This window comes from Sphingomonas guangdongensis, from assembly GCF_900199185.1.
In the GTDB taxonomy this organism is placed as follows: Bacteria; Pseudomonadota; Alphaproteobacteria; order Sphingomonadales; family Sphingomonadaceae; genus Sphingomonas; species Sphingomonas guangdongensis.
In genome coordinates, this window is the sequence record NZ_OBMI01000003.1 from 793,058 (window position 1) to 818,560 (window position 25,503).

Consider the following 25,503-nt stretch of genomic DNA (forward strand, 5'->3'; position numbering starts at 1 on the left):
GGTCAGGCCCGATCTTCCAGCAGCCGCTGCCGCTTTTCCTCGGGCACCTTGCACTGAACGAGAAGCTCCTCGAACGATATCTTGCCGTCCGCCACGCGGGGCGCTTCGTCGGACTTGTAGCTCAGTCCGGTGGCAAGCCGGTTTGATCCCGCCATGAACGCGCGGATGTCGTCGGCGGTCGCCCGGATGCCCTGCGCGATGGTTTCGACGACCCACGCCGGAACGGACGCGATGTCGACGAGCCTCGTACTGAAGGCATGGATAACGCCGCTCGGCACTCCGAGAGTCCGACGCAGGGCGACGAGTTCGTCCGCCGTGGCCGACGCGAATGGATCGGCGACGGTACTCCCTGCAGGAGCACGAGCAGGGGCTGCTGACTGAAAAGCCGTCCACGACGCTTCGACCCAGGCCTCGTCAACCGAAGCGCTGGCGCCGTCGCTCGCTCGTAGAAGACGCAGGTCGAGCGACAGGTCGATCAGGTCGTCGGCGAGGTGCGGGTACGCCTGCAGATACCGTTCGAGCGTCGAACGGTCGTGCGCCGGCTCTACGGCGAACGCGAGGAGGATTTCCTCGTCGTCGTGTGGCAGACGATCAGTCATGGTCTGATCCGATCTCGAGCGCCTTGCGTATCGAGGCGAACGCGGCGTCGCGACGGTTGCGGACGGTCTTCTCGGACGAGACCCCGATCGCCTTGCGGATCGATAGGACGCCCTCGTCCGAGGAGTCGATGGGCATTTCCTGGAGTATCATCTCAATCACCCGGCGTTGCTTGTCTGGTAGGGCTTGTATCGCGGCGACGACGCGGGACCGGTAAATCGGGTCCTCCGACAGCAGCTCCTGCTTCAGGTCCAGGCTGCCGACGGCCTTCTCGACGGCGAGCGACGGTTCGTTGGTCTCGTCGTCGGCCTCGATGCGTTCGCTCCGCGCAGCCTGTCGTGTCGCGCGCTTCATGGCCGTCTTGCGCAGGGCGGCGATGGCGTCGGCGAACATGACCTCGAAATAGTCGAGCGCGGATCCCGATTGGGTGCGGTCGACGCTCAGCCTCTCGTTGAACAGGTCTCGGACGCGGTCGCGAGCGTCCGCTGCATGGACGTTTTCCACAAGGCCGGATCGTTCGCCTTCGACCCGCGGAAGCACGGCACCGATGCGTCGCATCAATTCCCGATAGAGCTCGGCGAAGTAGGACTGGTCGTTGTCGTTGCGAGCGGCCCGGATCAGATGGACGACGCACTCTGACTGAACATAGAGGTCGGAGCGCGCATCGCGTATCTTCAGGGCGGCGATCACTTCCGAGCGCGGTAGTTCGACGAGCCTCTCGAGCGACCCCTCAACGTCTGCGCGGCGGGAATATATTGTTCCGTCCGGCTTCTGCTTCGTCAGTGGCGGTACTGTCCGCGTTCCCAAAGTCGACCCCTCGCACAACTTCGATTTCGGGCCATCGTATCGCCCGTCGGATTCCCCGTCGATGGAAAGCGGATCGGATTTGCCGACTAAATGCGTCTTTGCCCCTCGCGTTTCAGGAGGGTGTGCTCCATCCACCAAGCGGGTAGTTGCGATCCCGAACCGCAGTCAGAGGGGGATCGTTCTTGATCGTCAGGGAGTACGTCAGGTGCACGGAGTGCGGCACCGCGCATGTCCTGCGGATCGGATTGGGCGGCGAATCCGTGCAGGCGCACCAGTTCGCGTGCAACAGTTGCGCTCAGGAGATGGGGGTTCGCCTCGAGCTCGGGGTCGGCTGGTCCTATGGGCCGAATACCGAGAAATCCGAGGAAGACAACGACGCGCCGATCGTGAACCTTCACCCGTCGTTCGTCTTCTCGAAATCGAAGATCGGCAGCGCGGACGCGTTCCCCAGCCTGGATTTCGGGAAGCGGATGATCGACGGGATACTGGCGGCTCGGACGCGTGCCGGCCTGCCGGCGACGCTTGAGCTCCTGTCGGACGGGCAGCCTCGACGGGCGCGCATTACAGAGGAGTGGGATCAGCTGAGGGCGGCCTGGTCGCTGCATCGGAACGGTAAGGATGAGCTTGCGAGGAAGCGGCTGGAGAAGTTCATCCCGGGCGCGGGATATTCCGATCCCCCCGACACGCTGGCCGACTGGGTGTTCCAGTTCGCGGCGAGCCTGATCCAACCACGGTTCGAGGAGCATTTCGAGGGCCTGTTCCAGCAGCTGATGATCGCGAAGGACAAGCCGGACTTCGACCGCTTCGTTCGTCATTTCGGTGACACGATGAGCGTCGCGCATGCGCGGCGCGCCTTCGAGGTCTGTAAGGCCTATCTCGGCGCCTTCTCCGAATTCTCGCAGGTACACCATCTGGTCGCATCCGGCGTCGAGGTCGGCGATGATCATACGGCGGCATCGACCAATTTCGACGCGACGCGGATGTTCTACGGAAATGCCTTCGAGGCGTTCGGCGACAATGTCGAGTTCCTCACCTGCCTCAATAACCTGATCGAGGGTCGGCCATTCGACCAGCTGCGCAACATCGCGCTGGCCGACTACCAGCGCACCGACAAGGCCGGACGGTGCAGGGCGATTTCCGAGAATGCCGCAATGGCTTTGGTCTGCGTGGAGTTCGACAACCAGGTGCGCAATGCCTCTCACCACGGTGGGATGGTCTTCGACAGGGCGACCGGCAGCATCGAGTACCGGTCGGGCAAAGGTGGTCAGGCCGACGTGCAATCCATGGGATATGCGTCATATCTTGCCCGGTGCTCGACCTTGTTCGCCCAGATACTCCTTCTCATGCGGCATGAAATCCTGGTCGCCAACGAGTTCAAGGTCCGGCTTCCGCTCTGACTCAAGTCCGGCGCCGTTCGGCGACTGGCTTGCGAGCGCTGAGCATTCTTTCTGCTTCATTGTACTGGATGGTGCATTCGGGCTGACAGCGCACTCTCCTCGCTTCGCCTAGTTCAACCTACCTGGCCCGAGGGGCGCCATAGTTAGGTTGCCGGCGCGCAGCCGCTCCAAGCTTTTAGTCGACAATCCGGAAGGTGAGCCAGACCGGCCCCATCCTACCAGCAATGCGGAATGCCACGTCCCCGTCGGCGTTGAGTTCGTCCACGTGCGCGATGAACTCCTCGCTCGGCTTGACGGCCGATCGCGGCACGGTCACGAGGCAGCCGACGCGGCGATCCGCCTCGTTCCTGTCGACCTCGCGGGCGTCCTTCGACGCTCGGTCCAGTTTGGCCTCGAAAGTGCCGCGACGCAGCCCGGCAGCGGCGAATTGCTGCTTTACCTCGAACGCCCAGGAGATCTCCTCGGCGACCTCAGCCACCCAGAGGTCACATCGACCCTGTCGGAAGGGCCTGCCACGCGAGGCGTGCCGCTTGAGCGCGACGTATTCCGTATGTGCGAGGTAGCCCGCCTGCGCCGCCGCGTTGGCGAGCACGGCGACGCTCGCCGCCTCGTTCGAGTGGAATGGATCGAAGTCCTGAGACCAGCGACAGAACTTGCGTCTGATCGCGGGCACGCGCCGGAACCACTCGGTCCAGTGCTTGACCTCTCGCGTCCGACGGTCGCCGGCCAGCAGCTTAACGCTCCGATGTTCGCGCAGGATCATCGCTCTCCCCCCTGTCAGGCCACCGCGCTAAGAGCTCGCTGAAGGCGGTGCAGCACGAATCGATCAGTGCCGATCGCGGCTGTCGCGACGTCGACCAGGTGCTCGTGGTGCGTGAAGAGGATCACCTGCGTGCCCGCGGATGCCGCAGCCAGCACCCTCAGCATGGCGCCCGCGCGCGCATCGTCCGCCGTGATCAGCAGGTCGTCGCACACGATCGGCAGCGGATGACCGCCAGTATCTATCGAGCCCAGGCGCAGCGCGAGATAGAGCTGATCCCGCGTCCCCTCCGACAGTCCCTCGACGCCGACTATCAAGCCGTCCTGGCGAACTGCAACGATCGTAGGCCGATCCTCTTCATCGTAATCGACCCGGAGTCCCTGGTAGGCGCCGTCGGTGACAGTAGCGAACAGTCCTCCCGCCCGCGCGATGAGCGGCGCCTGGTTCACCTGCCTGTGACGATCCAGAACCCACCTGAGCAACGCGGCCGCCGCGGCGGCCTCGACGTGCGCCTCCGCCGCCGTCGCGAGCGCCGCGCCGGTCTCCGCGACGACCTGCTGCGCGTCGGCGGCCGCGCTGTCGCGCGCCGCTTGGTTCCAAGCCTCGTCGGCCTCGGCGAGCGCCCGGCCGACCTCCTCGCGTGCCGCCGCCAGCGCTTCGCGGCGCTCCTCGATGCCCCGGCGCGCCGCCGCCTCCTCGTGGGCGGGGAACTCGGCGACCGCCGCGGCGAGCGCGTCCGGTCCGGACCCGTCGTCGAGCAGCCTGAGCTCCTCCTCCGCCGCGCCGATCGCGGCGACAAGTTCCGAACGTCGCCTCGCCGCGGCGACGGCGGCGTCGAGCTGCCGCTCGTCGGAGACGCCCGCCCGGGCCACGAGCTCGTCCAGCTCCGACTGGGCGCTCTTAATTCGCAGTCCGGACTTCTCAAGCTCCGCACTAAGCCTCGTGCGATCACCCGCCATCTGCTCCAATCTGTCCCTCGCCGTCTGCGCCGCCCGAACCTGCGATGCGAGGTCGGCGACTGTGCGGGTCGGCGTCTCGGACGCCGTCCTGCCGAGGGCGGCCAGCACCTCGGCCAGTCCGCCCACGAACTCGCGCACGTCGCGTTCCATTCCGGCGATCTGCCGCTCCAGGCCAGCACGCACCACGACGTCCTCCGAGATTGCTTCGAGGGCGACAAGGGCGTCGGACAATCCAGTCTCCCCGAGTTCAACCGCCAGCCCGACCTCGTTGACGAGCTCGGCCAGAGCCCGGTCGCGCTCGTCCGAGAGCTTCCGCTCGGAGTCGGCGGCGGTGGTCGCGACGGCAACCGCGTTGGAAGCCTCGGCAATCCGCTCCTCGAGCTGCTCGTGCCGAACCGCGGCGTCGGCCGCTTGGCGCACCAATGCGCTCGCCGCGGAGATCCGGCCGGATAGCGTCTCCGGCGCTTCGGCACCGGCCCCAGTCAGCGCCTGCTTCAGCGCGTCGGAGGATTCGCTCAGCGTCCGGCGCAGCTCGCTGGCGGACTCCTCGGCGTCGCGTACCTCGTCCGCGGCCGCTAGCGCCAGGGAGCGCCGATCCAGCCAGGACGCGAGGTCACCGGGCGCGACGGCTCGGGCGAACCCGAGCGCCGCCAACCGCCCAGTCCACTCTTCCTCCAGCGCACCAAGTTCCTGCTCCCGGCCTGCCACACGGGTTCGCGCGAGCTGCTCGAGTTGCACTGCGGTCGCCTCGGCGGCCCTCGCGGCAGCGTGCTCGGCGACCCGTTCGGCCTCCGCATCCCGCCGGTCCGCAAGTTGATCCGCCTCTGCGACGGCCGCGAGCGCCTCCTCGCCGCGGGCGAGCGCCCCCGCCACCACCTCGTTCAGCAGCATGTCGCGCCTCCGCCGGGCGTCACCGATCACCTCGGGCGTCGGCAGCGCGCCGCTGCCCGCCAGCGCCGTAGCCCGCGCCTGCGACCGGGTGGCGTCCGACAGGTGGGTGTCCGCCTCGCGGCGCGCCGCCTGGATATCGGCGCGCAGGTCGTCGGTTTTCCGCGCCGCTGCGGCACCCTCGCTCGCGCCGGGCGGGTCGAGCGAGCGAAGCTTCGCCACGTCGCCCGTCCAGGGCGCGAGCGCCGCCAGCGCCTCGTCCGCCCTCGTCCGCTTGCGCGTGGCCTCCTGCTGAAGCCGCTGTAGCCGATCGTCTCCCTCGGCGGGAACCGCGGCGAGGGCGGCTTCGACCGCCGCCAGCCCCGGAAGCTCCGTCAGCGAGCCCCGTCGCTGCAGCAGTTCCGCGTGAGTGCGCTCCAGCTCCGTCCTGCGCAGCGCGGTGGCGGCCGCCGACGCCGCGGCCTCCCGCCGCTGCTGGAGCAGCTGCTCGCCGCGCCGGCGCCAGCCGGCGGTTGGAAGCGGCGCGCCCTCCGGCAGTCGCGCCTCGGCGCGGGCCGCGGTGATCCGCTCGTCCGCGCTGTCGCGATCGGCCCGTCTGCGGAGCAGGTCGCGCTGGGCGGCCTCGATGACGGGGCGCCTCTCCTCCAGGTCCCGGACCCGGTCCGCGAGCCCGAGCAGGTCGGCGGGAGCTACGAGCGCGGAGGCCGCCTCGTCCTGTCGGCGCAGATCCTCGGCGTGCGCCTCCGCGCGTTCAGTCGCCGAAAGCCGCTCCGCCCTCGCCCTGGCGAGGCGTTCGGACGCGTCGACCGGCAGGTCGGTGGCCGGTCCGAGCCCTTCGAGTTCGGCACGGTTGTGGGCAAGCCGGGCGAGCGGTGCGCGCGCGCGCGCGATCCGCTCGAGCTTGGAGGCTTCCCGCTCGATCTCCCCCGCTTCCTGGAGCAGCGACGCCTTTTGATCCTCGGCCTCCTGCCGCCGACGGCGCTGATCGGACCACTGCGACTCCGTTATGCTGCGCTCGCGCACCTCCCTCAGAGCCTCGGCGCGCTCCCGCATCAGCCGGTTGACCAGCGGCACCGAGCCGCCGGGTTTGAAGAGCTCGGCCGCCATGCCGGACAGCAGTTCCATCTCGCGCCCGATACCGGCGACGCCGGTGCCGGCCTCCAGCGTGATGCGGGCGACGTCGTCGCGGCCCAAAAGAATCGCGTCGCCGCCTTCCCGCAGACGCTGATGTGTGAGGCCGTACATCCGCTCGAACGCAGCGCGGTCGATGCCCCGCAGCAGCGGCGCGATCGGGTCCGACCGCAGCGGACTGCTGTCGCGGTCCAGCAGCGTGTCCTTGTTGCCCTTCCGGCGGACGGCCTCGATCGTCTGGCCGTCGTGCTCGAGGACGGCCCTGATCCGCAGTTCCTGGTAGCCCCATCTCCAGCCCTGGCTGGTCTGGCCGCCGATGCCGAAGAGGAAGTCGCTGACTGCCTGCAGCGTGGTCGACTTGCCGGCTTCATTAGGGCCGACGACAACGTGCAGGTCGGGGCTACCATCGCCGAGGTCGAGGAGCCGGTCGGCGAAGCCGCCGTAGCGGATGAGCTCGAGTTCGCGGAACCGCATCAGTGCCCCTCCCCTCCGAGTCGAGCGGCCACCGCGGCCCTCGCTGCGCGCAGAAGCGCGTCCGCGTCGCCCGTGCGGGCGGCCGTCAGCAGCGGCGCAACGTCGGCCTCCCCGACGTCGGCAGGCAGCTTGCCCAGTAGGGGGGCGGTTGCTGCACTGACCGCCCGGGCGCAGTCCGGATCATTTACGGCTTCGGCCAGCAACTGGACGAGTTCGGGCGGCAGTCCGGCGCGCCCGCCCTCGGCCACCTCCAGGCGGACACGCTCGATCCACATGTCCTCGGCGACGCTCGCCGCCGCAGACCGCACCTCGCCCTCGCTCCATGCCGGGTCCGCCTGGAGGGCGCGTCCGACCTCGCCGTCGGCCCGCAACGAGACGCGCACGGCGAGCGGCCGCCCGTCTGCCGAACGCGACGCCTCCTGAAGCCGGCGCCGCACCTCCCCGACCGCCTCGACGGTGTCGCTCGCCCCGCGAATGTCGGCGTTGACGCGCGCCCAGCGGGCCTCGTCGCAGGCGCGGTGATTGACCGACCTCACCGTCCCGTCCTCCACCCGCACCACCATTGCTCCCTTGGCGCCGGTCTCCCGTGCGTGACGCCCCTGCGTGTTGCCGGGGAAGACGATCCACGGGTGCTCGGACCGGATCCCTGGCTCGTGCACGTGGCCAAGCGCCCAATAATCGTGGCCGGACGCCCGCAACTCGTCGATCGAGCAGGGGGCGTAGTTCGCATGGCCGTCGTGCCCGCCGAGCGCGGTGTGGAGGGCGGCGATGTTGAGCAGCCCGGACTCCGGCGGGCAGTAGGTGGCGGCTATGTTCTCGGTGGTCGCGGCGTCCTTGTAGCTGCGGCCGTGCACCGCGGCGCCGAGGTCGTCCAGGCGCACCGTCTCGCATTGCTTGTTCGACAGGAGGTGCACGCCCTCGGGCGGCGCGAAGTGGCGCGAGACCCTGCTCTCGGCGTCGTGGTTGCCGAACAGGACGACCGACCGGATGCCAGCGCGGGTGAGGCGCGCCAGCTCCCTGATCGCGAACTGTCCGGTGGACTGATCCTTCCAGGTGCCGTCGTACAGGTCGCCAGCGATCACAACGAGCTTGGCACCCTCCTCAATCGCGAGGTCCACGACGTTGGTGAAGGCGCGCCGCGTCGCGCCCCGTATGAGGCTCGAGAAGCCCTCGTCCTTACGCGATAGGCCGGCCAGCGGGCTGTCGAGGTGGATGTCGGCAGCGTGGATGAAGGTGAAGCTGCTCATGCCGTAAACCTACGCGCCTATGCGGTTGTGAGAAGAGGAAACTTCGTCGCGGGTTGGGACGAACTCGGCTGACCGCGACGTCAGGGGTAGACGGCCCCTCGGCGCTGCCTGGGGAAGCTGATCAGGAAAAATCACGATCGACAAGAGCCGCACGCAATCTCGTTCATGACCACGTCCGCTTCCGGGCTGGCAGCAGCGGCACCCGAACGGCCGACACGGGGCGCGCAGCTGCCAAGCACTCGATGGTGAACGAACGTCGGCTCACCTCGACATCTCGCTTCAAACCGGCCTTTCCGGTCGCACCAGAAAATGTCAGGCGATCGGCGTCTGTACGTCTCGGGGATTGTTGCCGAGCAGGCGCGTCCCGCCTTCTCTCGGCGTGTCCCCTATTCTCCAGGGCCCAAGTTCGCTTGTCATGGCTTGGATGGTGATTCGCGCGACAGGAATCGCGATAGTCGCGAGCCCGATCGCGTTTGCAGCGCCATGCACGTCGGAAAGGCGCGGGTGAGATTGTCGATGCCGCGATCCGCCTCCCCTCTACCGAGGCACAAAACGTCTTTTACCGGCTGCTGAAGCCCCAACGTTTCCCTGACAGTCCCTCAGGCCGTAGCATCGTACCGGAAGGGGCTATCCTGCTTGGAGCAGTTCATGGCCAAAGATGCTCACACACCCACGCGCCTTATACGGCTGCCTGAAGTCAAGCTTCGGACTGGGCTCGCCCGATCTTCGATCTACCGAATGATGGAGGAGGGCGGCTTTCCACGCCCTCGCAAGCTCGGACCGCGGGCCATCGCCTGGCTGGTGAATGACATCGATCAGTGGATCGACAGCCGGCCTGCGAAGCCGGGCGGTTAAGGCTGCAACGAAGAGAAAAGCTGGCGTAAGTTCGGCGAATTCGGAGGACAGCGTGGCAGACTCATCTGGCAGCTTGAACGGCTCTCGCCTCTCCCTGTGGAGAGACGTGTTACCTAGAATGTTACCTAGAGCCACTCGGGTGAGGGATGGCCCCTGCTAACCCTTTGAAAAATGGCGCGCCCGGAACGATTCGAACGTCCGACCCTCAGATTCGTAGTCTGATGCTCTATCCAGCTGAGCTACGGGCGCGCATTGGAGCAGCGCTGATAGAAGGGGTTTGCAGGATACGCAAGCCCGTTGCGCACCTAATTCCGCGCGCCTAGGCGAGCGCGATGACACGTATCAATCCCGGCCTTCCTGCGCTGCTTCTCGCCCTCTCCGCTTGCAGCGGAACCGGTGCGGGCGGGCCGTCGCTGCTGCCGCGCGCGGTTGAGACTAGGAGCAACGCCGAACCGGTCCGACCGGCGCCGGTCGCCACGCCGGACGCCGCGCTTGATGCGCAGATCGCCGAACGGTCGCACGCGTTCGATCGCGCCGCCGATGCGTTCGAGCGGCAGGCGGCTGCGATCGGCCCAACAATCACCCGCGCGCGCGGCGCACGTGAGGGAAGCGAGGCGTGGGTCGCTGGGCAAGTCGCCCTCGGCGAGCTGAGCGAGGCGCGCGCGGCGGTGGAGAGTGCCGCGGCGGGATTGGAAGAGCTGGCGATCGCGCGCGAGTCCGCCCGTGCGGCACCATATACCGCCCTCGACACCGCGCTTGCCGCTGCCAACGCTCGCGTCGAGCGGATCACGGCAGCCGACGCCGCCTTGCGCCAGCCGTTCTAGTTCCCGTTCACGCCGCGCAAAAGCGGCAGGATCGTCGCGTAATCGTCGGTCCACGCATCGAACCCGCGCTTGGTGCCGAGCGGGCGCCAGTCGCCGCCGGTCGCGACCAGCAGCCCCAGCACTTCCTGGTCACGGGTCAGCGCGATCCAGTCGGAGGTCGCGGCCTGCGTCCCCTCCCGAACGTCGGGGTGGTAGGTGATGCCCGCCGCGTACCAGCCGTTCCCGCGTGCCGCCGCGCTCACCACCGGCTCCAGGTTCAGGAAGCGATTGGAGATGTGGACCAGCAGCACGCCGCGCGGCTGCACCGCGCGCGCATAGGTCGCGAACGCCTCCTGCGTCATGAGGTGCATCGGCACTGCGTCGGACGAGAAGGCGTCGAGCGCGAGCACGTCGAAGCTCCCCGGCGGCTGCGCGGCGAGCTGCATGCGGGCGTCGCCGATCACGATATCGGCGCTGGGCAGGCAGTTCGAGAGGAAGCGGAACTTGGCCGGATCGCGCGCAATCCCGACGATCGCCGGGTCAATCTCGAAGATCCGCCAGCGCTGTCCTGGCTGCGCGTAGCAGGCGAGCGTGCCCGTCCCGAGCCCGACCACCCCGATCCGGGCATGGGGTCCATAGAGCTCCGGTGCGAGCGTCAGCGCGCGGCCGACGCCGGAGCCGCGAACGTAGTAGGACGTCGGCCAGCGCTCCCGCTCCCTTGAGCCGGTCAGCTCGATGCCGTGCAGCGTCGTTCCGTGCGCGAGCGTGCGCGATCCCTGATAGTCGCGGATCGTGTAGACGCCGAAGTAGCTGCGGGTACGCTGATCGCCCGCCCAGCTGGTCTGCAGCGCGCGGAAGCCGCCGAAGATGAACAGCCCGGCCGCCAGCGCGATAACGTACGGCGCGCGTCGGCCGGACACGATGATCCCAATCACCGCGACCGCGATGAAGGCCAGGTTCTCGTGCCGGACCCCGACCAGGTCGCCCGGGTCCTGCGTGCCGACGATGATCAGCAGCGCCACGACCAGCGCGATCAGCAGCGTCGTGATCCGCTGCCGCTGCGAACTGCCGCGCCACAGCCGCGCGAACACCGGCAGCAGGAAGATCTGCGGCGTGAGCGCGCCGGCCGCGAGCAGCAGCAGCGGATATTCATAGGTCCAATCGAACAGCACCGGGGCGAGCAGCCCGGCGAACACGCCGCCGAGCGCTCCCCCCACGGACATGGCGAGGTAGAAGCCGGTCAGCCGGTCCGGCTCCGGGCGCAGGGCGTACATCCGGCCGTGCAGCGCGACTGCAACCATGAACAGGAGAACGAGCGCGATCAGGGCGTTGAGGTAAGGGAAATCCTGGTGGCCGGAGATGACAACGCCGCCGAACAGCAGGATCACGGCCGGCGTGAACTTGGTGAAGACGTCCGTCATCGCCCGGTTGGCGGCGAAGGCGACGGTGAAGCTCAGCAGGTAGAGGCCGAGCGGCAGCACCCAGAGCAGCGGTACGGCAACGATGTCGGTAGTGAGAAAGGTCGAGGTCGCGAGCATCAGGCCCGAAGGCACTAGGGCAAGCGCGATCCAGGTGAGGACCCGGCGAAGACCGGGCGCGGGGCTGGTGACCCGGTGTGCTGGCACCGCATCGGTGACCCGGCGCGGTAGGAACCAGGCGCAACCCGCGACCAGTGCGACCAGCAGCAGGTACAGCCCGCTCCACAGCCGGCTCTGACTGTGGAGCGCGAGGAGCGGTTCGACCACCAGCGGATAAGCGAGCAGGCCGCCGAAGCTGCCGATGTTGGAGGCGGCATAGAGCGCGTACGGGTTACGCCCCGGCTCGCTCGCCGCGTACCATCGCTGCATGAGCGGGGCCTGCGCGGACACCGCGAAGAACAGCGGGCCGATCGACGCGCCGAGCAGCCACGGCACCCACACCGCCGGTTCCGCATCTGGCGGCATCGGCGCGGCGACCAGGCCGATCGGCAGCCACAGCGCGGCGAGCGCGAGCACGCCCAGGTGCACCAGCGCGCCACGGTGGAGCGGCAGCTTGCCGAGCAGATGGGCATAGGCATAGCCGCCGAGCAGCAGCGCCTGGTACACCAGCATCGCCGAGTTCCACACCGCCGGCGCACCGCCCAGCCGCGGCAGCGCCATGCGCGCGACCATCGGCTGCACCAGGAACAGCAGGAACGATCCCGCGAGGATCGTCACCACGAAGAGGGCGCGGAGCGGACTGCGGCCGCCAGCGTCGGGGGCGGGTGCGTCGTCTGTCGTCATGCGGGGCGTTCTACCGTGTAGACGAGGTGGCGGCGGAGCGGATGCCCGGCCGGGAAGCGCGGATGGTCGAAGTCGAGCGTCGGACGGTGCCGCATCCCGACCCGTTCCATCAGCCGCCAAGACGCGGTGTTGGCCGGGACGGTCCAGGCGGCGATGCGGGCGTCGGGCGTGTTCGCCCAGCCCCAGGCGATCGTAGCCGTCGCGGCCTCGCCCGCATATCCTTGCCCCCAGTTCGCCCGCGCGAGCCGCCAGCCGATCTCCAGCTCGGCACTGACCGGCGTGTCGGGGTGGCCGCCGCGGCGTAGGCCGCAGAAGCCGAGCAGCAAGTCGTCCTCCCGCCGCTCGACCGCCCAGAAGGTGAAGCCGTCCCGCTCGGCATGGCCGCGGAGCCGTTCGATCACCGCTTCACTAGCCGCACGGTCGATCGGCCCGTCCAGGTGCCGCATCACCTCGGCATCTGCGCTCATCGCCGCGAAGAGCGCGAGGTCGCGCTCCTCCCAATTCCGCAAGCGTAGACGCGCGGTGGTGATCACGCCGCCAGCAGCCGGGCGGCGAGCGGCGCGTGGTAGGTCAGCATCCCGGAAGCCCCAGCGCGCTTGAACGCCAGCAGGGTTTCCAACACCAGCGTGTCGCGATCGCCCGCGCCGACGGCAGCGGCCGCCTCGATCATCGCGTACTCGCCCGACACCTGATAGGCGAAGACGGGCACGCCGAACTCCGCCTTCACTGCCGCGACGATGTCGAGGTACGGCAGCCCGGGCTTGACCATCACGCTGTCGGCCCCTTCGGCGAGGTCGAGCGCGACTTCGCGGAGCGCCTCCTCGGCGTTCGCCGGATCCATCTGGTAGGTCTTCTTGTCGCCCTTCAGCAGCCCGCGACTGCCGACCGCATCGCGAAACGGGCCGTAAAAGCCGCTGGCGTATTTGGCCGCGTAGGACATGATCTGGACGTTGGCGTGCCCCTCGCCCTCCAGTCCGGTACGGATCAACCCGACCCGCCCGTCCATCATGTCGGAGGGTGCGACGATATCCGCTCCTGCCGCCGCCTGCACGATCGCCTGGCGGACCAGCACGTCCGCGGTTGCGTCGTTCAGAACATAGCCGGCCGCATCGACCAGCCCGTCGTGGCCGTGGCTGGTATAGGGATCGAGCGCGACGTCGGTCAGTACGCCGACGTTCGGCACCGCGTCCTTGATGGCTCGGATCGCGCGGCACATCAGATTGTCGGGATTGAACGCCTCACGCCCGTCGTCGCTGCGCAGGCGGGCGGGCGTGTTGGGGAACAGCGCGACGCACGGGATGCCGAGCGAGGCCGCCTCGCGGGCACGCTCGACGACACCCGCGATCGACCAACGCGACACGCCCGGCAGGCTCGCGATCGGCTCCTCTACGTCCCCTTCGGTCACGAACAGCGGCCAGATCAGGTCGGCCGGAGTCAGGACATGCTCGGCATAAAGCCGCCGGCTCCAGGCGCTCGCCCGGGTACGACGCAGACGAAGCGCGGGGTAGTGCGACATGGCGACAGGCTGTGGCCGCTCGTCCGCGCGGGCGCAAGCGCCGTTGCGCACCCGAAATGCCAGATGGAGCGTTGCCGCGCGCATGACCCGCTTCCGCTCCGCCGCCCTTATCGTCAATGCGCGGTCACGCAGGGGCCAGGCCTTGTTCAAGCGCGCCTGTGCCGCGTTTGCCGACGGCGACCTGCAGGTCGATGCTCACGCGGTCGAGGATCCCCGCGAGCTCGACGACGTGCTCGATCGCGCGCTCGCCCGCAATCCGGAGCTGGTGATCCTGGGCGGCGGCGACGGCACGATCTCCGGACTGGTCGACAAGCTGGTCGGTCGCGGGATCACGCTTGGCGTCCTGCCGCTCGGCACCGCCAACAGCTTCTGCCGCACCCTCGGCATCCCGCTCGACATTGCGGGGGCGGTGGAGGTGATCAAGTCGGGCGTGCCGCGCACCATCGATCTTGGGATGATCGGCGATGACTACTTCGCCAACGCAGCCACCATGGGGATCGCGCCGCAGATTGCGGAGACGGTGCCGCACGGCCTCAAGAAGGTGCTCGGCCGTGCCGGCTATCTTAGCTGGGCGGCGCTGCAATTCATCAAGTTTAAGCCATTCTGGCTGACGGTGGACGCGGGCAACGGTCCGCAGCACTTGAAGGTGGTGGAGGTCCGCATCGCCAACGGTCGCTATCACGGCGGCACCGAGCTGATGGAGGAGGCCGAGGTCGACAGCGGCGAGATCGTGATCGAATGCGTCCGCGGCCACGTGAAGCGCCGCCTCGTCGCCAACTGGGGGGCGAGCCTGCTGCGGCTGCCGCAGCGGCGCGAGGACGTGGTGGTGTTCCGCGGCAAGGAGATCCGGCTCGATTCTGACCCGCGCCTGCCGATCTCCATCGACGGAGAGGTGCTGGCCCACACGCCGGCTGTCGCGCGGGTGGCGGCCGGAGTGATCGACGTACTTGTGCCGGCTGAGGCCGCCTAATGGCCGTTCGTGCCGAGTAGAGACTGAGTAGCTGCGAGGCAGCGTCGCGGAGACTCGTATTCAAGCACCTGCCCCAAGTCCTTCGATACGCCACTTCGACTTCGCTCAGCGGCTACTCAGGATGAACGGTTAAGCGATCACCCTAATCGCTTGAGCGCCGCGCCCAATCGCTCCGCTTCCGCTGCCTTGTCGGCATGATCGGTGCGCGCCTTCTCCACCGCATCTGGCTTCGCGCGCTCGATGAAGCTCGCATTGCCTAGGCGACCAGCGAGCGCGTCGCGCTCCTTCTCTGCCGCCGCGATTGCCTTGGCGAGTCGCGCGCGCTCGGCAGCAAGGTCGATCACGCCTTCGAGTGGGATGACATAGGTTGCCTCATCCACGACGATTTGCAGGGCGCCGCCCTCACCGGGCACGCCGGACGTCTGATCGACGCGCGCCATGCGGGCGAGCGGCCCAGCCTGCCGCGCTAGCCGCTCGATCGTGAGCGGTCCGGCGTCGCGGACGTGGATCGGCAGGCGCGCGCCCGGCGGCACGTTGAGCTCGGTCCGCGCGGCGCGCACTTCGCCCACCAGCCGGATCAGCCAGTCAATCTCCTGCCCTGCCGCCGGATCAAGCGCGCGCGCGTCCGCCATGGGCCAGCGCGCGACGATCAGGTCGTACGGGCGCTCGCCCATCGCGTGCCACAGCTCCTCGGTGATGAAGGGCATGAACGGGTGGAGCAGGACCAGGATCTGGTCGAGCACCCAGCCCGCGACCGCACGTGTCTCGTCGTCGATCTGACCTTTGATCAACTCCAGGTACCAGTCGCAGAACCGACTCCAGGTGAAGTGGTAGATCGCCTCCGCCGCGGCGTCGAAGCGCAGGTCGGCGAGCGCGAGGTCGACCGTCTGGATGGTCGCCACCGCCTCGCCAATGATCCACTTGTTGACGGCGTGGACGGCGGCGGGCGGTTCCAGCGTCTGCGACGCGCCGATGCCGTTTGCCTGCGCGAAGCGGCTGGCGTTCCACAGCTTGGTCGCGAAGTTTCGGTATCCCTCGACCCGCTTCTCATCCATCTTGATGTCGCGGCCCTGGCTCTCCATCGCCGCCATGAAGAAGCGCAGCGCGTCGGCGCCGTACTCATCGATCAGGCCGAGCGGGTCGACCGTGTTGCCCTTCGACTTCGACATCTTTGACCCGTCCGCCGCGCGAACCAGGCCGTGGAGGTAGAGCTTGCGGAAGGGCACGTCGTTTAGGAAGTGCATGCCCTGCATCATCATGCGGGCATCCCAGAAGAACAGGATGTCGAAGCCGGAGACGAGGATGTCGTTGGGGTAGCGTTTAGCGGCGGTCACGTCCGTGTCGGGCCAGCCCAGCGTCGCGAACGGCCACAGCGCAGACGAGAACCAGGTGTCGAGCACGTCTCGGTCGCGCTGTAGCGTCACCTCACCCTTGCGGATGTCGCCGCCTTCCTCAAGGAAGATGCTGACACCCACACCGTAATACTCTTGAGCTTGCTCCAGTACGGCTTCCTCGGTTTCCGCCACGAAGACAGTACTGCCGCCTTCCGCTTCGTCGGTAGACAATACCTCCCGCTTTGGCCCGAACCATGCCGGAATGCGGTGACCCCACCACAGCTGGCGGCTGACGCACCACGGCTGGATGTTCTCCATCCAGTTGAAGAAGGTCTTCTCCCACGTCTTGGGCACGATCTGGACGCGACCGTCGCGCACCGCCTCGATCGGCGCGGTGCTGAGCGCCTTGGCGTCGACGTACCATTGGTCGGTCAGCCACGGCTCGATGACCTGGCCCGAACGGTCGCCGAACGGCGTTTGGATCGTGCGGTCCTCGACGCGGTCGAGGAACCCCGACCCATCGAGCATGTCGACGACCCGCGCGCGCGCCTCGAACCGGTCGAGCCCGAGCAGCTCCTCCGGAATGTCGCCGCACTGGACGATCCGCCCCCGCCCGTCGAGCATGTTGAGCATGTCGCGCGCTTCGATACCCGCGCGGCGGCCGACCTCGAAATCGTTGAAGTCGTGTCCCGGCGTGATCTTGACCGCGCCCGATCCGAGCGCCGGGTCGGCGTGCTCGTCGGCGATGATCGGGATCAGCCGGCCGGTGATCGGCAGGCGCACCTGGCGCCCGATCAGGGCGGTGTAGCGCTCGTCCGCCGGGTTCACCGCCACCGCCATGTCGGCGAGCATTGTTTCCGGCCGGGTGGTCGCGACCGAGATGAAGCCGCTGTCATCGGCGAGCGGATAGCGCAGGTGCCAGAACTTGCCAGCGACCTCGCGCGTCTCGACCTCCAGGTCGCTAATCGCGGTGCCCAGACCCACGTCCCAGTTCACCAGCCGCTTGTCGCGGTAGATCAGCCCGGCGCGGTGCAGCTCCACGAACACCTTGATAACGGCGCGGCTGAAGCCCTCGTCCATCGTGAAGCGCTCGTTCGCCCAGTCCATCGAGCAGCCGAGCCGGCGCAGCTGGCGCGTGATTTCGCCACCGCTCTCCGCTTTCCACTCCCACACGCGCTGGACGAACGCCTCGCGGCTCAGGTCGGTACGCTTCTCGCCGCGCGTGTTCATCTGACGCTCGACCACCATCTGCGTGGCGATGCCGGCGTGATCGGTCCCGACCACCCAGAGCGCGTCCTTCCCCTTCAGCCGAGCGTGGCGGACCAGGATGTCCTGCAGCGTGTTGTCGAGCGCGTGGCCGATATGAAGCGAGCCGGTGACGTTGGGCGGCGGGTTGACGATCGTCCACGGTTCGGCGCCGGGGCGTTCGGGCCGGAACAGGCCGCCTTCCTCCCAGTGCGCGTACCATTTGGCTTCGATGACGGCGGGGTCGAAGGTCTTGGCGAGTTCGGTCATGAGGGCGCGCATAAGCGACCTCCTCGCTACAATAAACCACCGTTCGTACTGAGTAGCGGCTGAGCGAAGTCGAAGACGCGTATCGAAGCATCCTACGATACAGAGCCTTCGCCTCCGCTCAGTCTCCTACTCAGGACGAAGGGAGCTTGCAGCTCTACCCGTCCACCGCCCCAGCCAGCCCAGCACCTCGCCGTACCACTGGCGCGAGTTTCTCGGCTTGAGGACCCAGTGGTTCTCGTCCGGGAACACGATGAGCCGTGACGGGATCTCGCGTCGCTGGAGCGCGGTGAAGGTGGCGAGGCCCTGCGTGTAGGGGATGCGGAAGTCGCGCTCGCCGGTAATGACCAGCATCGGCGAACGCCACTGCGCGACGTGGTTGACGGGGTTCCAGCGCTCGAACGCGGCCGGATCCTCGAAGTACGCCTTGCCGCCGTGCTCCCACTCGTCGAACCACAGCTCCTCGGTCTCGTACGCCATGGCGCGCGCGTCGAAGACGCCATCGTGCTGGACCAGGCACTTGAAGCGGTCTGCCCAGTTGCCCGCGATCCAGTTGACCATGTAGCCGCCGTAGGAGGCGCCGAGCGCGCAGGCGTTGCCGGTGTCGGCCCAGGCGAAGCGCTCGCCCGCCGCCGCCAACCCCTTCTGCAGGTCCTCGAGCGGCCACCCGCCCCAGTTGTTGCGGATCGCATCGGTGAAAGCTTGGCCGTAGCCGGTGGACCCGTGAAAATCGACGAAGACGGTCGCGTAGCCCGCACCGGTGAACAGCGCGGGGTTCCAGCGGTACGACCAGCCGTTGCTCATCGATCCTTGCGGCCCACCGTGGATGATGAACGCGACCGGTGCCTTTGCGCCCGCGGCTAGCCCGGCGGGCTTGAGGGCATAGCCCCACACCTTGTCGCCGTTCGCGCCGGTGAAGCTGAAGTGATTGACTTCCGGCCATTCGATGCCGGCGAGCTTCGCGGCGTTGACGCGGGTCAGCTGCACGGGCTTGCCGCGCCCTCGCGCCATCCAGAAGTCGTCGGGGGCGACCAGACTGTTCGACGCAAAGACCACCCCGCCCGCGGTCGGCGCGACCATCGAGACATGCCCTTCCTGAGTCAGGCGCGTCACCTTGCCGGAAGTGACGTCGACGCCGAACAGCGGCGCCTCGCCCGTGTCGTCGGCGGTGACGTAGATGGTGCGGCTGTCGGGTGCCCAAGCGATCGAGCTCGCCGAGCGGTCCCAAGCCTCGGTCAGTGCCCGCACCTCGCCGGTTGCGAGGTTACGCAGCATAACGGTCAGCTTGTCGGCCTCGTAGCCGGCGCGCTTCATCGCCGCCCAGGCTAGCCACCTGCCGTCCGGCGAGACGGACGGGAACGTGTCGGTCGCGTCGTTGTCGGCGCTCAGGTTGGTCGGCGCGGCCGATCCGTCGGCGGGTGCGGCAAAAATGTCGAGGTTGGTCGACGTCGCCTCGATCCGCCCTGCCTCGCGCAGCGCGAAGTAGACGGTCCGGCCGTCCGCGCTCCACGCAATCTCCTCCGTGCCGCCGAACGGCTTGGACGGGGTGTCGCCTGCGAGCTGGCCGACGATCGGCGTGCCCCAGCCACTGGCGACACCGCCGGCGAGCGGCAGGACGAAGATCTGCGAGCGGTCGCCGGTTGCCCACGCATCCCAGTGACGGACGAACAGCTGATCGTAGATGCGGGCGGAGCCGACGTTCGGGTCGCGCTTGACCTGCGGCTGCTCCAGGCTCGGCGCGCCGGGCTTGCGATCGGCAAAGACCAGCAGCTTGTCGAGCGTCGGAGCGACCCTGAACCCGCCGATCCCGCCGGGGATGCTGGTCACCTGCCGCGCTGCGCCGCCCGCAAGCGGCACGGACCAGACATTGTCGTCACCGCCCTTGTCCGACAGGAAATAGACGGTGCCGTCGCTGCCGATCTCGGGTGCGGTCTCGTTCACCTCCGCCTCCGCCGCGAGCTTCTGCGGCGCCGCGTTGCGGGTCCGCAGATCGAGCCGCCACAGGTCGAACCGGCCACGATTGTTAGCGAGATCGGTCTCGCGCTGCTGCCAAACCAACCAGCGCCCGTCCTTCGACACGGCCGGCGCGCCGACCCGCGACAGGGTTGTGACGTCCTTGATCGTGAGGGTGCGGGCAGCGGCGGGAACGGCGGCGAGCGAGAGGCCGGCAGCGGCCCAGAACAGCGACTTCATGGCCGCGGAGCGTAGATCAACGCGCCCGCGCGACGCAACCTTACCGGCCGGAGATGCGCGCGATCTCCCGCGCGACCATCGTCTCCACGATGCCGGGCAAATTCTGGTCCAGCCACTCGCGCAGCATCGGGCGGAGCAGTTCGCGGACCAGCCCCTCGAGCGTATCGGAACCGGCCAGGTCGGGCTTTACGATCAGGCGCGAGAGCGCCTCCAGCGAGCCGCGGCTCACCTCCGCGGTGCTGGGCGAGAGGATGCCGTCGGCACCCGCGACAGGCGGCGTTGCCGGCGCCGGCTGCTCACGGGCTGGCTCCGGCTGCGGTCGCGATTCCGGCTCGTACGCGGCAGGCGGCGGCGTCTCGTCGACCGGGTCGCGGACGATCGCGCGCGGGGTCGGTGCGACTGCCGGGAACGGGACACGCTCGTTGAGTTCGAGCACTTCGTCGGCGCTGTCGCGGACAGCCGACTTGCCGGGGCGGCGCGGCCTGGCCGCGCCTGGCGCGGACTCACTCTCTTCAATCACGCGTTTAATGGAGGACAGGATTTCCTCCATCGTCGGTTCGTTGCTGACGTCCCCCATGCTCGAACCTGCGCGCCTGTCGATCGTGGTTAAGGCCGCACACCTGATCGAAGCGCGGGGGTGCTGTCAACCGGCCGCTGCAGCGCGGGATCGCTGAGCGTCGGGTCGGCGGTGACCGCGGGTGTCTGCGGCGCGGTGTCGTTGGTGCGGGTCGCAATCGGATCGGCTGGCCGGTCGTCGCGCCAGTCGTTCAGGCGCCGGCGATTGCGCTCGTAACTGACGGTCGGATCGTAGAGCGGCCCGCCCTCGAGCCCCAGGTCACGCGCCTCCGCCCGACCCATCGCGGCCAGCAGCGCGAAGCCCGCGACGTACGCGTTGCGCCGCGCGCTCACCAGCGTGACCTGCGAGTTCAGCAGCTCCTGCTCGGCGTTGAGGATGTCGAGGATCGTGCGGGTGCCGACGCTGTTCTCGGCCCGAACGCCCTCCAAGCTCAACTTGTTGGCATTGACCGCGATCTCGCTGCTTTCGATCACGCGCAGCGACGACTGCCAGTTGGCGAACGCGGAGCGGGCCTGCGCGATCACCGTGCGCTCGGTGCCGGTCGTCAGCTCGACCGCCTGAGCCTCGCGGGCCTGCGCCTGGCGGACCTGCGCCCCGATCCGCCCGCCCTGGAACAGCGGCAGCGACAGGTTGACGCCCCCGGTCAGTCCGATCGAGTCGTTGCGGAAGCCGGCAAGCGCGGCGGCATTGCCGACCGATCCCAGATAGTTCTGGTACGCGGTGCCCACGCTGACGCTGACCCGTGGCAGGCGATTGGAGCGTGCGACGTCCACGTCGAAGCGGGTTGCCTGGCGCTGCTGCTGGGCGGCCTGCAGGTTCGGATTGTTGTCGATCGCGACCGTTACCGCCGCCGTGGGATCGCCCGGCAGGTTGGGAAGCGGCGGCGGCGGTGCGAGCGTGCCCGGCGGTGAGCCGACGACGCGGATATAGTTCTCTCGGCTCGCGACAAGCGTCGCCTCCACCGTCCGCAGCTGGCCCTGTGCGAGCGCCAGTCGCGCCTCCGACTGGGCGACGTCGGTACGGGTGAGGTCGCCGACCTCGAACCGGTCGCGCGCGGCCTGGAGGTTGGTTTCCAGCACGCGCACGTTCAGCTGGTTGAGACGCACGATTGCCTCGTCGCGGATCACGTCGTTGTAGACGCCTACCACCTGGGTGAAGAGGTCGGCCTCCGTGCCGCGCAGCAGCGATCGACCGGCCTCCACCCGCGTCTCGGCCGCGCGCACCGTGTTGCGGACCGCGCCGCCGGTGTAGACGGGCACGCTGAGGTCGACCCGAGCGGTCGTATTTCGCAGCGGCCCGGTCCCGCCGGCCGAATCGTACAGGTTCTCCGTATAGCCGCCACCCGACGTCACGCCCGGCAGTCCGGCGGCACGGGCGATCGGCACGCCCTCATCGGTCGCGCGCAAGTTGGCGCGCTCCGCGGTGATAGTGGGATTGGTCTCGTACGCCTTGATCAGTGCGTCGCGCAGCGTCTCGGTCGGCGCGGTCTGCGCCGCGGCGGGGGCGCCGGCCATGAAGACCAGCGCCGTTCCCGCAAGGAGATGGTTCATGGAATGCCTTAAAAGGTGAAGGCGCGCGGCCGGGCGAACCCGGGCAGCACCACGCAGTCGATATCGGCAAAGGGCAGCAGGGCGAAGCCGTTCGTGCTGCGCGCACCCCGCGCGAGCTTGGCGACACCGCGATCGACCACGCCGGAGACGATCCGGCCGCCGGCGTGGACCTGTGCCACCAACGCCTCCGGCAACTCCTCGACCGCGCCGTCCACCACCAGCGCGTCGAAGGGCGCGTGGTCGGGCGCGCCGGCCTTCAGCGACGCCTCGACAACCGTGACGTTCGGCCAGTCAGCCAGGTTCGCCCGGGCGCGCTCGGCGAGCACCGCATCCTCCTCGACCGCGACCACCGTCGCCGCGATCTCGGCCAGCACGGCGGCCGTGTAGCCGCCGGCCGCACCGATCAGTAGCACCTTGTCGGTCGGCTCAATCGCCGCCTCCGTCAGCAACCGCCCGGTCGCGAGCGGCGTGTTCTGCTGGCGCCCGCCGGGAAGCGGCAGCGGCCGGTCGCGGTACGCCATCTCGGCGTTCGCCTCCCCCACGTAGCGCTCGCGCGGGATGGTCGACATCGCCGCAATCACCCGCGCGTCGTTGACGGCGGTGGTGCGCAGCTGGCTCGCCACCATCGCGTGGCGGGCGTGCTCGGTGACGCTGGGGGTGCTCGTGTCCATCATGTCCCTTGCTGTCGCACAACTGTGTTAGTGTTGCAATACAGTAGTTGCTGGTTCCAGACCTAGCGCGTGCGGCGCGGGCCGCCAAGCAACATGCGTTTACAATCGGAAGCGCCGCCGCGTGGAGGCCCGAGCCGGAATCGAACCGGCGTGCACGGATTTGCAGTCCGCTGCGTCACCACTCCGCCATCGGGCCTCGGTGCGGTGGAGGGGGGCAGATGCGCGGCAGGACCTGACCTGTCAAGGCGCGGGTGATTGCGCAGGCGGTGTCCCCGCGGCTAGGGGCGCGGTGCGGCGCGAGGGAGAGTGCGATGCATGACGATCTGCTGGTCACGCGCGGGGACGGGCTGCTGGAGGCGGAAGTCGACGGCGAGCTGATGGGACTGCACATCGAGCGTGGTCAGGCCTACGGCTTCAATCCCACCGCCACGCGGATCTGGGGGCTGATCGCCGCACCGCAGACCGTCACGCAGTTGTGCGAGACGCTGTCCGCCGAGTACGAGATCGAGCCCGACGAGGTCCGCGGCGACGTGCTGGCGCTGCTGCGCGATCTGGAGGGTGAAGGGCTGGTCACGCTGACCCCGGCCTGAGCGCTTGGCGCGCCGGGTGCGCGGCGGTAGACGCCGGCCCATGCCGCTCACCCTCTACAACAGCCTGACCCGCTCGCTCCAGCCGTTCACGCCGATCCGCCCCGGCGAAGCGCGGGTCTACACCTGCGGCCCGACCGTCTACAATTACCAGCACATCGGCAACATGCGGGCGTTCCTGTTCGCCGACACGCTCGGCCGCGCGCTCCGCTCGGAAGGCTACGCGCTCACCCACATCATCAACATCACCGACGTCGGCCACCTGACCAGCGATGCCGACGAGGGCGAGGACAAGATGGAGCGCGCGGCCGCGACCCGCGGCCAGTCGATCTGGGAGATCGCCGCCCACTATACCGACGCGTTCAAGCGCGACGTCGCCCGGCTCAACATCGTGGCCCCGGCCGAGTGGACGGTCGCCACCGATTTCGTGCCCGAGATGATCGAGTTCGCGCGCGCGATCGAAGGAAACTGCTACCTGATCGAGGGCGGGCTCTACTTCGACGTATCACGTGTGCCCGACTATGGGGCGCTCGCCCGCGCGGCGACTGACGAGGGCGAGAGCCGGATCGATCCGGTATCGGGCAAGCGCAACCCGCAGGATTTCGCGATCTGGCGGCGCTCACCGCCGGGTGAGCAGCGCCAGATGGAGTGGGACTCGCCCTGGGGCCGCGGGGCGCCGGGCTGGCACCTCGAATGCTCGGTGATGAGCCGCGCGCGGCTCGGCCACCCCTTCGATATCCACACCGGCGGCATCGACCACCGCGAGATTCACCACCCGAACGAAATTGCGCAGAATCAAGCCTTCTGCGGCTGCGACGATCCCGGCGCGCGGTGGTGGATGCACAACAACTTTCTGGTCGACCGCCGCGGCAAGATGTCGAAGTCGACCGGCGAGTTCCTGACGCTCCAGCGGCTGGTCGACGCCGGCTACCACCCCCTCGCCTATCGCCTGCTGTGCCTCCAGGCGCACTACCGCAGCGAGCTGGAGTTCAGCTGGGACAATCTCCAGGCCGCCTTCACCCGGCTGAAGCGGCTGGTGCAGGCTGTCGAGCGGCTACGCGCGCGGTGTGAGGCGGAACCCGCCGGTGATCGGGCGCTGCCGGAGGTGGCGGAGGCCCGCGCGGCCATCGCCGACGATCTCAACACCGCCCGCGCGCTCGTCGCGCTGGAGACCGTCGTCGCGGGCAAGCGGCAGGCGGGGGACCGGCTGGCGGCGGCGATCGAGATCGACCGGATGCTCGGGCTCGGGCTCGACACGCTGACCCGGGCCGACCTGCGCGTCCGCCCCGCCGCGGCGACGATCGAAGCTGACGCGGTCGAGCAGGCGCTCGCCGCGCGCAAGGACGCCCGCGCCGCCAAGGACTTCGCGCGGTCGGACGCGATCCGGGATAAGCTTTCCGCCCACGGCGTCGAGGTGATGGACGGCGACCCGCTCGGCTGGGAGTGGAAGCCCGACGCATGAAGGCTGTCCTGCCCGCCCTCGCCCGTCCGCTCCTCGAGGCCGATCTGCCGGGCGATCTGGACGTCCACTGGTTCACCGATCGTGCGTCGGCCGAGGCGGCGATCGCCGACGCCGACATCGCCTGGGTCGACCAGCAATCCCCGGCCGACACCGCCGCGATCGTCGCGCAGGCGACAACCGCCAGATGGGTGTCGACCATCTACGCCGGCGTGGACGCGTTCGATCTAGGGCGGCTGGCGGCGCGTGGCACGATGCTGACCAACGGCACCGGCATCAACGCCGCTGCGGTCGCCGACTACGCGGTCATGGGCGTGCTGGTCGCCGCCAAGCGCTTCGACCAGGTCGTGCGCCAGGCCGACCGGCGCGAGTGGACCACCGCCCCGCCCGGCTCGATCGAGCTCGACGGCAGCCGCGCGCTGGTGATCGGCTACGGCACGATCGGGCGGCTGATCGGGGCGCGGCTCGCGGCCTTCGGAGTGGTGGTGACCGGCGTCACACGTTCGGGGCGAGACGGCACGCTAGGACCGGACGACTGGCGACCGCACCTGCCCGCGTCCGACTGGGTGATCCTTGCCGCACCCGGTACGAGCGATACCGCGGCGATGATCGGTGCGGCCGAACTCGCGGCGATGCGGCCGGAGGCGTGGCTGATCAACATGGCGCGCGGCGACATGGTCGACCAGGACGCGCTGATCGCGGCGCTCCTTGCGCGGCGGATCGGTGGCGCGTTCCTCGACACCGTCACGCCGGAGCCGCTTCCTGCCGATCATCCGCTATGGCAAGCGCCGGGCGTGATCCACAGCCTGCACCTGTCGGGGCGCAGCCAGCGCAGCATGTTCGCCAAGGCCGCGCAGCTGTTCCTCGCCAACCTGGCCGCGTTCCGTACGGGCGCGCCGCTCGCCAATCAGGTCGATCTGCAGCGCGGTTATTGACGCCCCGCGCCGCCCCCGCC

At 68.7% G+C, this 25,503-nt stretch carries 20 protein-coding genes and 2 tRNA genes; 7 read left to right on the top strand and 15 right to left on the bottom strand.

Going from position 1 to position 25,503, the window contains the following annotated elements:
- Nucleotides 1–2 precede the first annotated feature (2 nt).
- Both CRO12_RS15995 and CRO12_RS16000 read right to left on the bottom strand, forming a co-directional pair.
- Nucleotides 3–599, bottom strand: coding sequence for a hypothetical protein (locus CRO12_RS15995; RefSeq protein WP_097064918.1), 597 nt, complete (start codon nt 597–599; stop codon nt 3–5).
- Nucleotides 592–1,287 carry a response regulator receiver protein gene (locus CRO12_RS16000; protein ID WP_097064919.1) on the bottom strand — a complete coding sequence of 232 codons (696 nt, stop codon included), beginning with the start codon at nt 1,285–1,287 and terminating at the stop codon, nt 592–594. The genes CRO12_RS15995 and CRO12_RS16000 overlap by 8 nt, the downstream gene beginning before the upstream one ends.
- A 299-nt stretch (nt 1,288–1,586) precedes the next feature.
- Here CRO12_RS16000 and CRO12_RS16005 point away from each other — a divergent pair, with 299 nt between their 5' ends.
- On the top strand, nt 1,587–2,801 hold the full coding sequence (locus CRO12_RS16005; RefSeq protein ID WP_144033622.1) for a hypothetical protein: 1,215 nt from the start codon (nt 1,587–1,589) through the stop codon (nt 2,799–2,801).
- 175 nt (nt 2,802–2,976) lie between these two features.
- Here CRO12_RS16005 and CRO12_RS16010 read toward each other — a convergent pair whose 3' ends face one another.
- From CRO12_RS16010 to CRO12_RS16020, 3 genes are read right to left on the bottom strand one after another with little or no spacing between them, the layout of a single operon-like run.
- Nucleotides 2,977–3,564 carry a hypothetical protein gene (locus CRO12_RS16010; protein WP_097064921.1) on the bottom strand — a complete coding sequence of 196 codons (588 nt, stop codon included), beginning with the start codon at nt 3,562–3,564 and terminating at the stop codon, nt 2,977–2,979.
- A gap of 14 nt (nt 3,565–3,578) precedes the next feature.
- Nucleotides 3,579–7,013: an ATP-binding protein gene (locus CRO12_RS16015; RefSeq protein WP_097064922.1), complete on the bottom strand. Its 3,435-nt coding sequence runs from the start codon at nt 7,011–7,013 to the stop codon at nt 3,579–3,581.
- Nucleotides 7,013–8,260, bottom strand: coding sequence for a metallophosphoesterase family protein (locus CRO12_RS16020; RefSeq protein ID WP_097064923.1), 1,248 nt, complete (start codon nt 8,258–8,260; stop codon nt 7,013–7,015). Before CRO12_RS16020 ends, CRO12_RS16015 begins: the two co-directional genes overlap by 1 nt.
- 648 nt (nt 8,261–8,908) lie before the next feature.
- On the opposite strand from CRO12_RS16020, the gene CRO12_RS16025 reads away from it, so the two are divergent.
- Nucleotides 8,909–9,115, top strand: a complete 207-nt coding sequence (locus tag CRO12_RS16025) for a helix-turn-helix transcriptional regulator (RefSeq protein WP_097064924.1) — start codon at nt 8,909–8,911, stop codon at nt 9,113–9,115.
- A 172-nt stretch (nt 9,116–9,287) separates the two neighbouring features.
- Here the strand turns inward: CRO12_RS16025 and CRO12_RS16030 are convergent.
- A tRNA-Arg gene (locus CRO12_RS16030) sits at nt 9,288–9,364 on the bottom strand.
- Between the two features lie 83 nt (nt 9,365–9,447).
- Here CRO12_RS16030 and CRO12_RS16035 point away from each other — a divergent pair.
- A complete protein-coding gene (locus tag CRO12_RS16035; protein WP_097064925.1) occupies nt 9,448–9,939 on the top strand; it encodes a hypothetical protein in 492 nt (163 codons plus the stop codon).
- Here the strand turns inward: CRO12_RS16035 and CRO12_RS16040 are convergent.
- The 3 genes from CRO12_RS16040 to hemB are packed head-to-tail and all read right to left on the bottom strand — an operon-like array spanning nt 9,936 to nt 13,695.
- On the bottom strand, nt 9,936–12,179 hold the full coding sequence (locus CRO12_RS16040; RefSeq protein ID WP_097064926.1) for a spermidine synthase: 2,244 nt from the start codon (nt 12,177–12,179) through the stop codon (nt 9,936–9,938). The genes CRO12_RS16035 and CRO12_RS16040 overlap by 4 nt on opposite strands.
- The gene (locus tag CRO12_RS16045) at nt 12,176–12,712 is read right to left on the bottom strand and encodes a GNAT family N-acetyltransferase (RefSeq protein WP_097064927.1); all 537 of its coding nucleotides are present in this window, start codon (nt 12,710–12,712) and stop codon (nt 12,176–12,178) included. The genes CRO12_RS16040 and CRO12_RS16045 overlap by 4 nt, the downstream gene beginning before the upstream one ends.
- Nucleotides 12,709–13,695 carry a porphobilinogen synthase gene (gene hemB, locus CRO12_RS16050; protein ID WP_097065130.1) on the bottom strand — a complete coding sequence of 329 codons (987 nt, stop codon included), beginning with the start codon at nt 13,693–13,695 and terminating at the stop codon, nt 12,709–12,711. The genes CRO12_RS16045 and hemB overlap by 4 nt, the downstream gene beginning before the upstream one ends.
- Nucleotides 13,696–13,777: 82 nt before the next feature.
- Here hemB and CRO12_RS16055 point away from each other — a divergent pair, with 82 nt between their 5' ends.
- Nucleotides 13,778–14,665, top strand: coding sequence for a diacylglycerol/lipid kinase family protein (locus tag CRO12_RS16055; RefSeq protein ID WP_097064928.1), 888 nt, complete (start codon nt 13,778–13,780; stop codon nt 14,663–14,665).
- A gap of 137 nt (nt 14,666–14,802) precedes the next feature.
- On the opposite strand, the gene CRO12_RS16060 is transcribed toward CRO12_RS16055, so the two are convergent.
- The 6 genes from CRO12_RS16060 to CRO12_RS16085 all read right to left on the bottom strand — a co-directional run bounded on the left by CRO12_RS16060 (nt 14,803) and on the right by CRO12_RS16085 (nt 22,698).
- A complete protein-coding gene (locus CRO12_RS16060) occupies nt 14,803–17,514 on the bottom strand; it encodes a valine--tRNA ligase (RefSeq protein WP_097065131.1) in 2,712 nt (903 codons plus the stop codon).
- Between the two features lie 126 nt (nt 17,515–17,640).
- Nucleotides 17,641–19,704, bottom strand: coding sequence for a S9 family peptidase (locus CRO12_RS16065; RefSeq protein WP_097064929.1), 2,064 nt, complete (start codon nt 19,702–19,704; stop codon nt 17,641–17,643).
- A gap of 40 nt (nt 19,705–19,744) precedes the next feature.
- Entirely contained in the window at nt 19,745–20,281 is a 537-nt protein-coding gene (locus CRO12_RS16070) for a DUF2497 domain-containing protein (protein WP_179641059.1), read from the bottom strand.
- Between the two features lie 29 nt (nt 20,282–20,310).
- Nucleotides 20,311–21,831 carry a TolC family outer membrane protein gene (locus CRO12_RS16075; protein ID WP_425443030.1) on the bottom strand — a complete coding sequence of 507 codons (1,521 nt, stop codon included), beginning with the start codon at nt 21,829–21,831 and terminating at the stop codon, nt 20,311–20,313.
- Between the two features lie 8 nt (nt 21,832–21,839).
- Entirely contained in the window at nt 21,840–22,505 is a 666-nt protein-coding gene (locus tag CRO12_RS16080) for a protein-L-isoaspartate O-methyltransferase family protein (protein WP_097064930.1), read from the bottom strand.
- Between the two features lie 119 nt (nt 22,506–22,624).
- A tRNA-Cys gene (locus CRO12_RS16085) sits at nt 22,625–22,698 on the bottom strand.
- A 115-nt stretch (nt 22,699–22,813) separates the two neighbouring features.
- On the opposite strand from CRO12_RS16085, the gene CRO12_RS16090 reads away from it, so the two are divergent.
- Genes CRO12_RS16090 through CRO12_RS16100 form a run of 3 tightly spaced genes read left to right on the top strand, consistent with a single transcriptional unit; the run spans nt 22,814 to nt 25,483 of the window.
- The gene (locus CRO12_RS16090; protein ID WP_097064931.1) at nt 22,814–23,092 is read left to right on the top strand and encodes a PqqD family protein; all 279 of its coding nucleotides are present in this window, start codon (nt 22,814–22,816) and stop codon (nt 23,090–23,092) included.
- A gap of 40 nt (nt 23,093–23,132) precedes the next feature.
- Nucleotides 23,133–24,551, top strand: a complete 1,419-nt coding sequence (cysS, locus tag CRO12_RS16095; RefSeq protein ID WP_097064932.1) for a cysteine--tRNA ligase — start codon at nt 23,133–23,135, stop codon at nt 24,549–24,551.
- Nucleotides 24,548–25,483 (top strand): D-2-hydroxyacid dehydrogenase, encoded by a 936-nt coding sequence (locus CRO12_RS16100; RefSeq protein ID WP_097064933.1) that lies wholly within the window; start codon nt 24,548–24,550, stop codon nt 25,481–25,483. Before cysS ends, CRO12_RS16100 begins: the two co-directional genes overlap by 4 nt.
- The last annotated feature ends 20 nt before the right edge of the window (nt 25,484–25,503 follow it).

Bases quoted from the DNA above. Each gene is read 5' to 3' on its own strand.
- CRO12_RS15995 (WP_097064918.1), bottom strand. From the start codon at position 599: ATGACTGATCGTCTGCCACACGACGACGAGGAAATCCTCCTCGCGTTC.
- CRO12_RS16010 (WP_097064921.1), bottom strand. From the start codon at position 3,564: ATGATCCTGCGCGAACATCGGAGCGTTAAGCTGCTGGCCGGCGACCGT.
- CRO12_RS16015 (WP_097064922.1), bottom strand. From the start codon at position 7,013: ATGCGGTTCCGCGAACTCGAGCTCATCCGCTACGGCGGCTTCGCCGAC.
- CRO12_RS16020 (WP_097064923.1), bottom strand. From the start codon at position 8,260: ATGAGCAGCTTCACCTTCATCCACGCTGCCGACATCCACCTCGACAGC.
- CRO12_RS16025 (WP_097064924.1), top strand. From the start codon at position 8,909: ATGGCCAAAGATGCTCACACACCCACGCGCCTTATACGGCTGCCTGAA.
- CRO12_RS16035 (WP_097064925.1), top strand. From the start codon at position 9,448: ATGACACGTATCAATCCCGGCCTTCCTGCGCTGCTTCTCGCCCTCTCC.
- CRO12_RS16040 (WP_097064926.1), bottom strand. From the start codon at position 12,179: ATGACGACAGACGACGCACCCGCCCCCGACGCTGGCGGCCGCAGTCCG.
- hemB (WP_097065130.1), bottom strand. From the start codon at position 13,695: ATGTCGCACTACCCCGCGCTTCGTCTGCGTCGTACCCGGGCGAGCGCC.
- CRO12_RS16055 (WP_097064928.1), top strand. From the start codon at position 13,778: ATGACCCGCTTCCGCTCCGCCGCCCTTATCGTCAATGCGCGGTCACGC.
- CRO12_RS16060 (WP_097065131.1), bottom strand. From the start codon at position 17,514: ATGACCGAACTCGCCAAGACCTTCGACCCCGCCGTCATCGAAGCCAAA.
- CRO12_RS16065 (WP_097064929.1), bottom strand. From the start codon at position 19,704: ATGAAGTCGCTGTTCTGGGCCGCTGCCGGCCTCTCGCTCGCCGCCGTT.
- CRO12_RS16070 (WP_179641059.1), bottom strand. From the start codon at position 20,281: ATGGGGGACGTCAGCAACGAACCGACGATGGAGGAAATCCTGTCCTCC.
- CRO12_RS16075 (WP_425443030.1), bottom strand. From the start codon at position 21,831: ATGAACCATCTCCTTGCGGGAACGGCGCTGGTCTTCATGGCCGGCGCC.
- CRO12_RS16080 (WP_097064930.1), bottom strand. From the start codon at position 22,505: ATGATGGACACGAGCACCCCCAGCGTCACCGAGCACGCCCGCCACGCG.
- CRO12_RS16090 (WP_097064931.1), top strand. From the start codon at position 22,814: ATGCATGACGATCTGCTGGTCACGCGCGGGGACGGGCTGCTGGAGGCG.
- cysS (WP_097064932.1), top strand. From the start codon at position 23,133: ATGCCGCTCACCCTCTACAACAGCCTGACCCGCTCGCTCCAGCCGTTC.
- CRO12_RS16100 (WP_097064933.1), top strand. From the start codon at position 24,548: ATGAAGGCTGTCCTGCCCGCCCTCGCCCGTCCGCTCCTCGAGGCCGAT.